The organism is Duodenibacillus massiliensis, assembly GCF_928721995.1.
GTDB lineage: Bacteria > Pseudomonadota > Gammaproteobacteria > Burkholderiales > Burkholderiaceae_F > Duodenibacillus > Duodenibacillus massiliensis.
In genome coordinates, this window is record NZ_OV788642.1 from 812838 (window position 1) to 825376 (window position 12539).

Genomic DNA, 12539 nt, shown 5'->3' on the forward strand with positions numbered 1-12539 from the left:
TTTCGTCAAAAATGAAATAAAGTTTTCTAAGAACGGAAACGGCGCGGTTTTACCCGCGCCGTCTTCGATAAACAGATGTCAGAGTGACGTGCTTTACGCCCGCTGCTACGTGTTACATCACCGATATTTAAAACACTCGGCCGCAGTGCCCGGCAAGCTTTGCCGCACCCTCTCCGGCCACGCGACCGAAAGCCAGGCACTGCGGCAAAATGCCGCCGCCGTGATAGTCCATATAGTAGAGGTTCACGGTTTCACCCGCCGCATACAGTCCGCGCATCACATCACCGTCCTGCGCGGTGACGCGGGCCTTGGTGTCGATGGTAAGTCCCCCGTAAACCATGGTGATGGAAGGAGTCAGCGGGTAAAAAGCGTAGAGCCTGCCCTTCATGTCGAGCTTGGCCGCCAGATGGGCTTTCGGAGGCACGGCTTCAGGCGCCGTACCGTCTGCCCTCACCTTGGCGTTAAAGGACTCCACTGTCTCCTTTAAAACCCCCGCAGGGACTCCGAGCTTATCGGCCAGATCGTCGATTCCGTCCGCGGTAATAAGACCGCCGCCCGCCTTATCAAAGAGCGTCATCGACATACCGATACGCTTTTCCGCCTGCCGCGTCTTTTCATCAAATATGAGCGCTACCTGCTGCTGAGAGTCGTCGATCTTGACCCGGTAAGGCTTTTTACGCCAGTACAAAGCCGATTCTTCGGGCTTCCAGATGAGTTCCCGATTATCTGTTCCGGAAATACCGTTGAGCCCACGCTTCCAGGACTTGAACCGCGGCTTTCCGCCTTTGCGGAAAATGTAGCCCTCCAGAGCCTGCCAGACCGTTTTCCCGATTTCCTGGGCTTCATGCGCTCCGATCAGGGGCGTCTTGGAGCCGATGCGGTGATTGTTGGCAATGGTTCTCAGACCGTTAAGAGTCAGACCGAACTTCTTGTGCAACCGGGATAATTCTCGCCTTCTTTTATCAGTTAACGACCACGGCGGCTGCCATCCGCGCCAATTCCAATCAGATGTTGACCGACAACGAGTGTCAGCTCTTTGCGGGGTTTTCTGACCGTGCCGAGCGCGTACACCGTCATGTTGAAGCCCTGAGGGAATACGTTATGCAGATCCGCGAAATGTATCAGCTGCAGATTCAGCTCAAACAAGCCGCCGCCATGCGGATCCCTGCGGTCGTCTCCGTCATCTTTCTGCCCCTGACGCTACTTGTCGGATGGTACGACATGAACTTTGAATTTATGCCGGAACTGCACTGGCCCTGGGCTTATCCGGCGATTTGCCTTACTGCCGCCGCCATCATCATCGGAGAGCTCCTTTATTTCCGTAAAAAGGACCTTTTGTAAGGCTTTTTGACCGCATCCGGCTTTTGGGCACCAAGGCTTAACGCGGTATACTTTTCAATTCGTTTATTCCCGCGGAAATTCCGCACATTTTCACGAAAAGGCAAGGCGCCCATGCGCGACACCTATTCTCCTCAGGAAATTGAAGCCGAAGTCCAGGCCCGCTGGGTCAAGGACGACGTCTACCGTGCAAAAGAGCACGCCAAAGACAAAAACGGCAAGGAAAAACCCAAGTACTACGTCTGCTCCATGCTACCCTATCCTTCAGGGAAGCTGCACATGGGCCACGTGCGCAACTACACCTTAAACGACGTCCTCTACCGTTACCGCCGCATGAAGGGCTTTAACGTGATGACCCCCATGGGCTGGGACTCGTTCGGGCTGCCGGCAGAAAACGCCGCTTTGAGCAAAAAGGTCGCGCCCGCGGAGTGGACCTACCGCAACATCGCCGACATGAAGGAACAGATGCGGCCCCTGGGGCTTGCGTTTGACTGGTCGCGCGAAGTGACGACCTGCCGTCCTGAGTACTACCGCTGGAACCAGTGGATGTTTCTCAAGATGCTCGAAAAGGGCATTGCCTACCGCAAGACCCAGATTGTGAACTGGGATCCGGTGGATAAGACGGTTCTCGCCAACGAACAGGTAATCGACGGCTGCGGCTGGCGCTCGGGCGCAAAGGTTGAAAAGCGTGAAATCCCGGGTTACTACTTGGGCATCACCCAATACGCCCAGGAACTTCTGGATGATCTCAAGCAGCTTGACGGCTGGCCCGAACAGGTGCGCCGCATGCAGGAGCACTGGATCGGCAAGAGTATCGGCGTGAACTTTGCCTTTCCCTACGAAATCGACGGGGAAAAGAAGGAACTTCGAGTGTACACGACCCGTGCCGACACGGTGATGGGTGTGACCTTTGTGGCGATCGCCGCTGAGCATCCCCTCGCGAAGCGCCTTGCACAGGGTAAGCCTGAGCTTGAGGCCTTCATCGCTGAATGCGCCAAGGGCTCGGTCTCTGAAGCCGACATGGCCACTATGGAAAAGAAGGGTGTCCCCACGGGCTTTTACGTCACGCATCCCTTAAACGGCCGCAAGGTTGAAGTCTGGATCGGCAACTACGTTCTCATGAGCTACGGCGAGGGCGCCGTCATGGGCGTGCCCGCACACGACGAACGCGACTTTGCGTTCGCAAAGAAGTTCGGCATTCCGATCATTCAGGTCTGCGCCGTTGAAGGTAAGGAATTCTCGACGGATGCCTGGCAGGACTGGTACGGCGACAAGACGCTTAACCCTTACTGCATCAACTCCGGCAAGTACGACGGGCTTCACATTCATGAAGCGATCGACGCGATTGCCGCGGATTTGAAAGCGATGGGGCTCGGCGACAAGCAGACACAGTTCCGTCTGCGCGACTGGGGTATTTCCCGTCAGCGCTACTGGGGTACGCCCATTCCCATCATCAACTGCCCGCACTGCGGCCCGGTTCCGGTGCCTGAAAAGGATCTGCCGGTGATTCTGCCGGAAAACCTGATTCCGGACGGCTCGGGCAATCCTTTGAATAAATGCGAAGCGTTTCTCAACGTCAAGTGCCCGAAGTGCGGCGCGGATGCCAAGCGTGAAACCGACACGATGGATACGTTCGTCGACAGCTCCTGGTACTACATGCGCTACTGCTCTCCGGACGCCGACAAGGCCATGGTCGATGAACGCAACGACTACTGGTCTCCGATGGATCAGTACATCGGCGGCATTGAGCACGCGGTGCTGCACCTGTTGTACGCGCGCTTCTGGACCAAGGTGATGCGCGATCTGGGGCTCGTTAAGTATGACGAACCCTTTAAGCGCCTCTTTACCCAGGGCATGCTTACCGCCGAATGCTTCTACCGTGAGCTTCCCGACGGTCACAAGCGCTGGTACTACCCCTATGAAATCAACGTCGAATACGACGAAAAGGGGCGTCCGAGCAAGGTGACGGCCAAAGACGACGGCCTGCCCGTTGTCTCCGGCGGCATCGAGAAGATGAGTAAGAGTAAGAACAACGTCGTGGAACCGCGCGACATCATCAAGCAGTTCGGCGCCGATACGGCCCGCACCTTCGTGATGTTTGCCGGTCCCCCCGATCAGTCCGCCGCGTGGTCCAATTCCGGCGCCGAAGGCACGTACCGCTTCCTGCGGCGTCTCTGGAACTGGGGTTATGCGCACCGCGCCGACCTGATCGGCAGGAAGGCTGCTCCCGACTACTCGGCTACCGCCAAGTCCGTCAAAGACTTCCGCCGTGATGTCTACACGACGCTCAAGCAGGCTGAGAGCGACTTTGACCGCATGCAGTACAACACCGTTGTTTCTGCCGCGATGAAGATGCTCAACAGCATTGACGCCTTTAAGCCCGAGGACGAGCTCGGCAAGGCCGCGCTTGAGGAATGCGCGTCGCTTCTGCTGCGTGTTCTTTATCCGCTTGCGCCCCACATCACCACCGCGATGTGGACGGAACTCGGATTTGACAAGGCCTTTGAGTGCGAACTGATCGACGCTCCGTGGCCCGTCATCGACGAAAAGGCGCTTGTGGCTGATGAGTTAAAACTCGTGGTGCAGGTGAACGGGAAACTGCGCGGCCAGATTCTGGTTCCGGCTGACGCCGACCGCGCCGCGATTGAAGCCGCGGCACTTGCCAACCCCGACGTCAAACGCTTCGTGGGTGAAGCCACGGTACGCAAGGTGATTGTGGTGCCCGGTAAGCTCGTCAACGTCGTCGCGAAATAACCCGGACTTTTACCGGTGAGCAAAACGGCCTTCGGGCCGTTTTGCTTTTTCAGGCCCGCTGCCGGCACAGTTGCCGTATTAACGCAACCGTCACACAACGCGTAGCCGTGCGTTTCAGCGGTGTTTATAGTTCGAAAAATTTCTCCGCCAACCGGAATTGTCAGCCATGCTCGAGTTCGGAATCGTTAACTTTTGGGTTTATGTGCTGGGCGCATTTGCCGTCATCATCGCGCCCGGCCCCAATTCGCTCTTTGTCCTTAAAACTGCCGTCACCGAAGGACGCCGCCCGGCGCTTGCCGGCGCGCTCGCAGTTCTCGTGGGAGATTCCGTCCTCATCACCTGTTCCTTTGTGGGTGTGGCGGCCATGCTTGCGGCGCACCCTGACCTCTTTATGTGGGTGAGAACGGCGGGCGGACTCTACCTTGCCTGGCTCGGCTTCAAGATTCTCTACAGTGTATACGGAAAAAAGAAGACGGCAGCCGGAGAAGACCGGGAAACTGTCAGAAACAGTGCGGAAAAACGCAGTGCCGGCGCCTTCAAGGCCTTCCGCACGGCGCTCATCCTGAGTCTCACCAACCCCAAGGCCATTCTCTTTTTTGTCGCGTTTTTCGTGCAGTTCATTGATCCGGCGTTTGAGGCCAAGTGGATCCCCTACCTGATTCTTGCGGCCGTGCTGCAGTTTTTCAGCATCTCGTGGCTTCTTTTTCTCACGACGCTCGGCGCGGATGCCTTAAGAGCGGTTGCCCGGTTTCCGGCCATGGCCAAGCTCGGCAACACCGCCATCGGAGGCCTCTTTCTTCTGTTTGCCGGGAAACTCGTTCTGGACTAAAGAAAAACCCGGCCATGGCTGTACCAAAACCGGGATCAGAGTATTCATCTTTCCAAAAAAGAATTACTGATTCTGAAGATACTCCGCCTGCAGCCTGCCCATCCGCAGGCGCATGAGATTGATGCGGCAGGCGGTTTCAGCGTGTCCGGCACCGGCCCCCGACCCGTAAGAAGCGGACGTCCAGTCGCATTCAGCCTTTAAGTAGGCGTTAAACGCTTTGTTGGCGACGTCAAAGGCTTTGGCTGCCGCCTTTTTCTTTTCGGCGCGGTCAACGCTGCGGGCAACGCCCATCACCTTGTCGACAACCGCCGTGTACTGCTTCGTAACAGACGCGAGTTCTTCTCTGAGGCACTCGCCGTAAGCAACCTGGGTGCCCGCCTTACTGTAGCAGGCCGCCACCGGATCATCGGGATCCGCGGCAAAAGCGCCTGCAGCGAGCGCGATGAGCATCACACCTGTTAAAAGGCTGCGCATTGGGTCAAACCTCCGCAAAAAATGTCTTGTACACAAAAAAGCCGGCTCCGGTCATGAGAACAGACCCGAAAAGGTGGGTTCCGGCGTGAAGAAATGCCCGCATCCAGTCACCCGCCATCAGCATCGAAACGTTTTCCATCGAAAACGTGGAAAACGTGGTGAGTCCGCCCAAAAGTCCCGTCACGACAAAAAGCCGCACGGCCGGATGCACCCCCGGGTGCTGCACAAAAAAGGCCGTGAGAAGCCCGATCACAAAGGCTCCGACGAGGTTACAGATGAGTGTCCCCGCGGGCATCACGTCCCAGACCTTGTTAAACCCATAGGAAAGTGCCCATCTGAGGCTTGCGCCCACAGCAGCGCCCGAAGCCACCGCCGCAAGTACCAAAAACAGATTACCGTCACGGGTTTCAAACATTTTTTATTTCTTCCAGCGGTCGCGGGCCGCATCGTCGCTTTCACGCGCATCCACCCAACGGGCCGTTCCGTCGGTGAGTGTTTCTTTCTTCCAGAAAGGTGCCTCGGTCTTGAGCCAGTCCATGATGAATTCCGCCGCCTCAAAAGCTTCACGGCGGTGAGCCGCACTCACGATCACAAGGACAATGTTGTCGCCGGGCAAAAGTTTTCCCACGCGGTGAATCACGGTGACCGCCTCAATCGCCGGCCACCGGCTTCGGGCATCATGAACAATGCCTCTGACGGCATTTTCGGTCATCGCCGGGTAATGCTCGAGTTCCATGGAGCGGATCCCCGCTCCGCGCACAATGCCGATGAAACTCACGAGCGCCCCGGCCCCAGGCGAAGCGGCCTTCACGGCCTCACTTTCTTTTTCCGCCGAAAAGTCTTCCGTGCGGACTTCGACTTTGACTGTCAACCTAACCTCCGGTCACAGGCGGGAAAAACGCAACTTCATCGTCCTCGGCCACCGCAGCATCGTCTCCGGCCATGGTGCCGTTTACGGCCGCGCGGATGCGCTTAACCGTGGCAAAAGCCTCGTTGTGTTCAGAATCTTTGGCCGCAAGCCAGGCACGCAGTTCCCCTGCCGTTTTCACGTCTGCAGGAACTTCAACGGTTTCTTCGTCACGGTTTAATGCTTCACGCAAAAGCGCGAAATACTTCACTTTAATCTGCACGGTTTTCTCTCTTAAATAAAAAGATCGCGGAACGGATAGTAGGACACAAAGTCCCCTTCGGCGACGCTCGTGCCAGCCGGAATATCGGCCAGTCCGTCAGCCCAGGCGCAACTCGTGAGAATCTGCGAATTCTGCGTGGGGTAAAGGTCAAGCCCCCCCTTGGCGTTACGGCGCACGCGCACAAATTCCTGCCGCTCGCCTTTCTTTGTCCAGGCAAAGTCAGCCCGCACCGAAAGGGGCTGCGCCTCGACGTGCTTCATACCCTGACAGCGCAGGATAAAGGGACGCGCAAGCATCAGAAACGTCACGAAGACCGAAACGGGGTTGCCCGGCAAACCGATAAAAGGCACGCCCTTTACTTCACCGAGCGCCACGGGCTTACCCGGCTTTAAGGACACCCGCCACATGTCAATGCGTCCGAGCGCCTTCACGGCCGGTTTGATGTGGTCTTCTTCGCCGACGCTCATCCCGCCCGAGGTGATGATGATATCGGCGGTGTCAGCGGCCTTACTTAAGGCTTCCTTGGTTTTTTCAAAGGAATCAGTGACGCCCGCAAGGTCGTAAACCTCGCAGTTAAGGCCCTTTAAGAGCGCCCTTAACGTGTAGCGGTTGGAGTTATAAATGCCGCCGGGAGGAAGCGCTTCACCGGGCATCGTAAGTTCGCTGCCGGAGAAAAAGACCGCGACTTTAAGGGGTTTATACACGGTCACGAAGGCCGCGCCCACGCTGGCAATCAACCCAAGAATGCCGGGTGTTAATTTCTCGCCCGCGTGAGCCACCGTCTGACCCTGATCCACGTCACCGGCTTTTTTGCGGACCCACGCGCCTGCCGGCGCGGGGCGCGTAAAGACGACGACCCCGGACTCAGCCGTGACGTCTTCCTGCGGCACCACGCAGTCTGCGCCCGCGGGCATCGGAGCCCCGGTGAAAATCCGTGCGCAGGTTCCGGGCGCGAGTTCCGTGCCGGTCGTGCCCGCGGCGATGCGCTGGGAGACGGAAAGACGCACGGGAGCACCTTCTGACGCAGCTGCAATGTCGGCGGCACGCAGCGCATAACCGTCCATCTGGGAGTTATCCCAGGGCGGCACGCAGATGGTGCTCACAACGTCCTCTGCGAGAATCCTGCCTTCACCGTAGAGCGTCGGAATGGTCTCAGTCTCTTTTTTGGGTTTTGCCGCCACAATAAATTCCTGCAGCGCTTCCTTATACGTGATCACTGTCGGCCTTTAAGGTAATGATGAAGTTGGCAACAGCGCCGGGGCTGTTGATGTCAAGCCGCGTGATGCCTTCGGGGAGCACCAGCGTTTCGTCGTCGGTTGCGACCGCGACCACCCCTTCTTCGAGCGCAAAAGGCTCAGCCTCCGGGCGGTTGCGCCAGACAAGAATCCGCGGGATCGAAGCGTCCGCCTTAAACCCCTCCACCATCACGATGTCGGCGGGCTCAAGGCGCTTTAACAGTTCTGAAAGCGGCACCTCAGCCTCGGGGGTCTCCTTCATCAGAGCCCAGCGGTCTTTGCCTGCGAGAATTACTTCGTTCGCACCGGCCTTGCGAAAGCGCCAGCTGTCTTTGCCCGGCTGGTCAATGTCGGTGTCGTGATGCGTGCTTTTAACGGCGGAGACGCGGCGCCCGCGGCTTACGAGCCGCGCCACCACTTTTTCCATCAGTGTGGTCTTGCCGGTTCCTGACTGTCCGATAAATCCTACGGCAAACATAGTGTGGTTCCTCATGGAGGTTGGAGTGTGCTGCGGCGGTCCTCTTTTCATGCCGTCCGAAAACCCGTCCGAAAACACCCGATAGCCGCAACAGTTTACCGCAGAGGCGCGGTGCCTCCCCCTATAATAAAGGATTCGGATACCACTTCACCGGGCCCGTCCGTTGATGGGCCCTGACTCGCGTTATGACCGTTTCCCGCCGTACTCTTTTAGCAACCTTGATTGCCCTTCCTGCCGCGGGCTGCGGATTCCGGATGAAGGGGCGCTTTGATGTGCCCTTTGACACGCTTTACATTGCGCTTGAACGCAACACGCCGCTTTACGCGGAACTCGCCCGACAGCTTAAGGCGGGGAGCTCCGTAACCCTGACGGACTCAGCCCAAGGAGCCGATGCCGTCTTTACGCTTGTCAATAAAACACAGTCCCGCGACATTCTCTCGCTTAACTTTCGGGGTGACGTTGCCGAAAATGAGCTCACGCTCACGATGACCTTTAGGATCACCACACCCGACGGACGCGACTTTGTGCCGGAAACTACGCTGACGACCTCCCGGACCGTCACCTACAGTGAGCGCGAATACTTAAGCCGCCAGAACGAAGAAGCGCTCTTATTTGCCGAGATGCAGTCCGATCTCGTAAGCCTCATTCTGCGGCGCATTGAAGCCGCCAAACCTGCGGCCGCTCCCGAGGCCTCATAAACACCATGCGCTTTAAGGAACTGGCCGGAAAACTCACGGGGGAGCCCGCAAAACTGTGGCTTGTCACCGGAGAAGAGCCGCTTTTGATGATCGAGGCCGCGGACATGATCCGCGCGGCCGCCATAAAAGCGGGCTACGGCGAGCGGCAGATTTTGAACGGCCAGGCCAACTGGGACTGGTCTCAGGTGCGCGAAGCCTGCACCTCGATGAGCCTTTTTGCCGAAAAGCGCATTGTGGAGCTGAGGCTTGCCTCCTTCCGGGTGGGTACAAAAGGCGCTGAAGCGCTCACGGCCCTTGCGTCCGCCCCCCTTGAAGACACCATCGTCATCGTCTCGATGCCCTCGGACTGGACGGTGAAAAAACTCGCCTGGTACAAAAAGCTCTCAGCGGCCGCACAGGTTGTGGAATGCGCCGCGGTGACCGTGAAAGAGTTGCCCCTGTGGTTTCGTGAGCGCCTTGCGCGGCACGAATTAAGTGCCGACGGCGACGCCGTGAACCTTCTCACCGAGCGCTGTGAAGGAAACCTTCTTGCGGCGGCGCAGGAAGTTCTCAAACTCGCGTACCAATACCCCAAGGGCACGCGTATTACCGCCGAAATGATTGAACGTGCGGTGGGCGACGTGGCGCGTTTTGACATTGAAAATCTGATTTCCGCGACCTTCACGGGTGACGCCGCCAAGGCCTTGAGAATCGTCGAAAACCTCAAGGCCGAGGGAGAGGCCATGCCCGCCATTGTCTGGCAGTTTACGGATGAAACCCGCGCAGCGCTTTTAACCCGTACCTACATGGATCAGGGCGAAAACGTCCGTGACGCCATGATGCACGCAGGTGTCAGGGGATTTGACAAAACCGCGCGTATTCAAAGTGTCGTCAACCGCAACAATGCCCGGCGTCTTGAAGCCGCGCTCACGCTTTGCGCAGATCTTGACCGGCTTGGCAAGGGCCTTAAAGTCAAAGACCGCGACAGCGATGTGTGGCTCGAACTCGCGTCACTTGCCGCCTTTCTCGCACATTAATTTTTTTGAGGATCTGCCATGAGCGAACTTGATCCCCGTGAACTGATGGAAACGATCGGCCGCAAGGCGAGGGCCGCCTCGCGCGACATGGCGCGTGCCGCCACGGCGCAGAAAAACGAAGCTCTGAAGCTTCTTGCTCTGGCGCTCACGGAACACAAAGACCGCATTTTTGCCGCAAACGCCCTTGATGTGAAACGCGCCGGGGCTGCCGGCCTTCCCGCGCCTTTTGTTGACCGTCTCACGATCACGGAGAAAGTGCTTGAGACGATGGCGGACGGCTGCCGGCAGATTGCCTCCCTTGCCGATCCAGCAGGCACCATCGAAAGCGTGAAGCCTCAGGAAAGCGGCATCGGCGTGGGCCGCATGCGCGTTCCTTTGGGGGTTGTGGGAATCATTTATGAAGCGCGCCCCAATGTGACGGTGGACGCAGCGGCCCTTGCCTTAAAGGCCGGCAACGCCGTCATTTTGCGCGGGGGCTCGGAAGCCTTTGAAACCAACAAAGTCCTTGCCGGACTTATTGCTGAGGCGCTTTCCGCCGTGAAACTCAATCCCGACAGCGTGCAGGTTGCGCCCACCACGGACCGTGCCTTTGTGGGTGAACTCATCAAGGCGGTGAAGTACGTTGACGTCATTATTCCGAGGGGCGGCAAGTCTCTCATTGCCCGACTTGAAGCCGAAGCCCGTGTGCCGATGATCCGGCACCTGGACGGCATCTGCCACACCTATGTGGACGCAGAAGCCGATACTGACTTGGCGCTCACGGTGTGCGACAACGCCAAGACGCAGCGCTACTCGCCCTGTAACGCCATGGAAACGCTTTTAGTGCATGAAAAGCAGGCAGCGGTGTTTCTGCCGCGCATTGCCCGCATCTGGCAGGAAAAGGACGTTGAGATGCGCTGCGACAATCCGTCTTATGAAATTCTCACCCAGGCCGGTTTTACCGTTAAAAAAGCAACTGAAGACGACTGGGACACCGAATACAACGCCCCGATTATTTCAATTGCGGTCGTGCCTTCTTTTGAAGCGGCCGTGAGCCACATCGAAACGCACGGCTCACACCACACCGATGCGATCATCACCACAAACCACATGACCGCAGAGCGTTTTCTGCGGGAAGTCGATTCCGGCAGCGTCATGGTGAACTGCTCCACGCGCCTTGCGGACGGCTACGTTTACGGGCTTGGCGCCGAAATCGGAATCAGCACCGGAAAACTTCATGCCCGCGGCCCCGTGGGGCTTGAGGGCCTTACAAGTCTTAAATATGTTGTTTACGGGCACGGCGAGTGCCGCCGTTAAACGAAAGGTAATGTTATGGCAAAACCACTGTCTTTTTACGCCGTCTGTCCCCTGGGGCTTGAAGAGTATCTTGCAGAAGAACTCAAAGATGCCGGCGGCACGAACCTCAAACTCGAGCGCGGCGGCATTGTCTTTGAGGCTGATATGGTCTGCGCGATGCGCGCCTGCCTCACGTCCCGCATCGCAAGCCGCATTCTGATGCGTCTCGGTGTTTCCGACTACCGCGACGAAGAAGACATCTACAACTTCGCGTGCCGCACCAAGTGGGAAAACTGGTTTACGGCGGATCAGACCTTCCGCGTGGATGTGAACGCCCGCCGCAGTCCCCTCACGTCGCTCGACTTCACGCTTTTACGCATCAAGGACGGCATCTGCGACCGGTTTGTGCACTTCTTTAACCGCAGACCCGACGTGGAACGCGTCACGCCCGACATCCGCATCTTTGCCTACGTGAGCGAGCGCTACTGCATCTTTTATCTCGATTTGTGCGGCGAGGCGCTCTTTAAGCGCGGCTGGCGGCGTGATAAGGGCGAAGCCCCCTTAAAGGAAAACATGGCTGCGGGGCTGCTGAAAATCGCGGGCTGGACGCCTGAGATGCCGTTAACCGATCCCTTCTGCGGTTCGGGCACTGTTGCGATTGAAGCCGCTCTCACGGCAACCAACACGGCCCCAGGTCTGAACCGCCGTTTCCTTTTTGAAAACTGGGTGAACTTTGATAAGGACGCCTGGCAGGAACTCAAGGACGACGCCAAGGCGGCCGTCAACCGTCACGCGACTGTCAAAATTGCCGCCAGCGACATTTCAACGATTGTGGTCGGAAAGGCCCGTGAAAACGCAGAGCGCGCGGGCCTTGCCGCCATGCTCGAAGACGGGCGGCTTACCTTTACGCAGTGCGATGCCCGCGCCGTGACTCCGTGCGCGGATCACGGTCTGGTGATTGCCAATCCTCCGTACGGCGAACAGTCCAACCCCAAGAGCGCATCGGTTGCCGCCATGATGAAGGACGTCTCGGACAACTTAAAGCACAACTTTGCCGGGTGGACTGCGTGGCTTTTAACCAGCGACAGGCAGCTGCCGCGTCAGATGCGGCTTTCCGAATCCCGGAAAGTGCCGCTTTATAACGGCCCCTTGGAATGCCGCTTCTTCCGGTTTGATCTCGTCGCCGGCAGTTACCGCAAGGCCTGAAGCCTCTGTCAGCTTTGAAAAGCCCGGATCCGACCGCTCCGGGCTTTTTTCGCGACTTGCAGGAGTCAGCCCGGATTGATAGAATTGCGCCCTTCAAACGCCTCGA

14 protein-coding genes are annotated in these 12539 nt (G+C 57.8%); 7 read left to right on the forward strand and 7 right to left on the reverse strand.

Going from position 1 to position 12539, the window contains the following annotated elements; translation table 11 throughout:
- Positions 1-127: 127 nt before the first annotated feature.
- Complete coding sequence (locus NXF97_RS03640; protein ID WP_022373586.1) at positions 128-937, reverse strand: FAD-binding protein; 810 nt, start codon at positions 935-937, stop codon at positions 128-130.
- A gap of 8 nt (positions 938-945) precedes the next feature.
- On the opposite strand from NXF97_RS03640, the gene NXF97_RS03645 reads away from it, so the two are divergent.
- The 3 genes from NXF97_RS03645 (at position 946) to leuE (ending at position 4921) form a co-directional block, all read left to right on the forward strand.
- Positions 946-1341, forward strand: a complete 396-nt coding sequence (locus tag NXF97_RS03645) for a CorA family divalent cation transporter (RefSeq protein WP_274956721.1) — start codon at positions 946-948, stop codon at positions 1339-1341.
- Positions 1342-1452: 111 nt separating this feature from the next.
- A complete protein-coding gene (gene leuS / locus NXF97_RS03650; protein ID WP_274956505.1) occupies positions 1453-4092 on the forward strand; it encodes a leucine--tRNA ligase in 2640 nt (879 codons plus the stop codon).
- Between the two features lie 166 nt (positions 4093-4258).
- Entirely contained in the window at positions 4259-4921 is a 663-nt protein-coding gene (leuE, locus tag NXF97_RS03655) for a leucine efflux protein LeuE (RefSeq protein ID WP_022373582.1), read from the forward strand.
- Between the two features lie 63 nt (positions 4922-4984).
- On the opposite strand, the gene NXF97_RS03660 is transcribed toward leuE, so the two are convergent.
- From NXF97_RS03660 to mobB, 6 genes are read right to left on the reverse strand one after another with little or no spacing between them, the layout of a single operon-like run.
- Positions 4985-5395 carry a lysozyme inhibitor LprI family protein gene (locus NXF97_RS03660; RefSeq protein ID WP_074009878.1) on the reverse strand — a complete coding sequence of 137 codons (411 nt, stop codon included), beginning with the start codon at positions 5393-5395 and terminating at the stop codon, positions 4985-4987.
- Between the two features lie 4 nt (positions 5396-5399).
- On the reverse strand, positions 5400-5810 hold the full coding sequence (gene crcB / locus NXF97_RS03665; RefSeq protein WP_274956506.1) for a fluoride efflux transporter CrcB: 411 nt from the start codon (positions 5808-5810) through the stop codon (positions 5400-5402).
- Positions 5811-5813: 3 nt separating this feature from the next.
- Positions 5814-6266, reverse strand: a complete 453-nt coding sequence (locus tag NXF97_RS03670; protein WP_022373579.1) for a molybdenum cofactor biosynthesis protein MoaE — start codon at positions 6264-6266, stop codon at positions 5814-5816.
- Between the two features lies 1 nt (position 6267).
- Positions 6268-6525 (reverse strand): molybdopterin converting factor subunit 1, encoded by a 258-nt coding sequence (gene moaD, locus NXF97_RS03675; protein ID WP_274956507.1) that lies wholly within the window; start codon positions 6523-6525, stop codon positions 6268-6270.
- 11 nt (positions 6526-6536) lie between these two features.
- Positions 6537-7742, reverse strand: coding sequence for a gephyrin-like molybdotransferase Glp (gene glp, locus NXF97_RS03680; RefSeq protein WP_274956508.1), 1206 nt, complete (start codon positions 7740-7742; stop codon positions 6537-6539).
- Positions 7729-8238: a molybdopterin-guanine dinucleotide biosynthesis protein B gene (mobB, locus tag NXF97_RS03685; protein ID WP_022373576.1), complete on the reverse strand. Its 510-nt coding sequence runs from the start codon at positions 8236-8238 to the stop codon at positions 7729-7731. The genes glp and mobB overlap by 14 nt, the downstream gene beginning before the upstream one ends.
- A gap of 185 nt (positions 8239-8423) precedes the next feature.
- Here mobB and lptE point away from each other — a divergent pair, with 185 nt between their 5' ends.
- Genes lptE through NXF97_RS03705 form a run of 4 tightly spaced genes read left to right on the forward strand, consistent with a single transcriptional unit; the run spans position 8424 to position 12433 of the window.
- Complete coding sequence (lptE, locus tag NXF97_RS03690) at positions 8424-8936, forward strand: LPS assembly lipoprotein LptE (protein ID WP_022373575.1); 513 nt, start codon at positions 8424-8426, stop codon at positions 8934-8936.
- 5 nt (positions 8937-8941) lie between these two features.
- A complete protein-coding gene (holA, locus tag NXF97_RS03695; protein ID WP_022373574.1) occupies positions 8942-9952 on the forward strand; it encodes a DNA polymerase III subunit delta in 1011 nt (336 codons plus the stop codon).
- Between the two features lie 18 nt (positions 9953-9970).
- Entirely contained in the window at positions 9971-11248 is a 1278-nt protein-coding gene (locus tag NXF97_RS03700; protein WP_022373573.1) for a glutamate-5-semialdehyde dehydrogenase, read from the forward strand.
- A gap of 15 nt (positions 11249-11263) precedes the next feature.
- Entirely contained in the window at positions 11264-12433 is a 1170-nt protein-coding gene (locus NXF97_RS03705) for a THUMP domain-containing class I SAM-dependent RNA methyltransferase (protein WP_274956509.1), read from the forward strand.
- Positions 12434-12539 lie beyond the last annotated feature (106 nt).

What these genes read in the sequence shown, in the direction of transcription:
- holA (WP_022373574.1), top strand. Translation starts at nt 8,942, where the DNA reads ATGCGCTTTAAGGAACTGGCCGGAAAACTCACGGGGGAGCCCGCAAAA.
- leuS (WP_274956505.1), top strand. Translation starts at nt 1,453, where the DNA reads ATGCGCGACACCTATTCTCCTCAGGAAATTGAAGCCGAAGTCCAGGCC.
- crcB (WP_274956506.1), bottom strand. Translation starts at nt 5,810, where the DNA reads ATGTTTGAAACCCGTGACGGTAATCTGTTTTTGGTACTTGCGGCGGTG.
- NXF97_RS03705 (WP_274956509.1), top strand. Translation starts at nt 11,264, where the DNA reads ATGGCAAAACCACTGTCTTTTTACGCCGTCTGTCCCCTGGGGCTTGAA.
- lptE (WP_022373575.1), top strand. Translation starts at nt 8,424, where the DNA reads ATGACCGTTTCCCGCCGTACTCTTTTAGCAACCTTGATTGCCCTTCCT.
- NXF97_RS03660 (WP_074009878.1), bottom strand. Translation starts at nt 5,395, where the DNA reads ATGCGCAGCCTTTTAACAGGTGTGATGCTCATCGCGCTCGCTGCAGGC.
- NXF97_RS03700 (WP_022373573.1), top strand. Translation starts at nt 9,971, where the DNA reads ATGAGCGAACTTGATCCCCGTGAACTGATGGAAACGATCGGCCGCAAG.
- mobB (WP_022373576.1), bottom strand. Translation starts at nt 8,238, where the DNA reads ATGTTTGCCGTAGGATTTATCGGACAGTCAGGAACCGGCAAGACCACA.
- leuE (WP_022373582.1), top strand. Translation starts at nt 4,259, where the DNA reads ATGCTCGAGTTCGGAATCGTTAACTTTTGGGTTTATGTGCTGGGCGCA.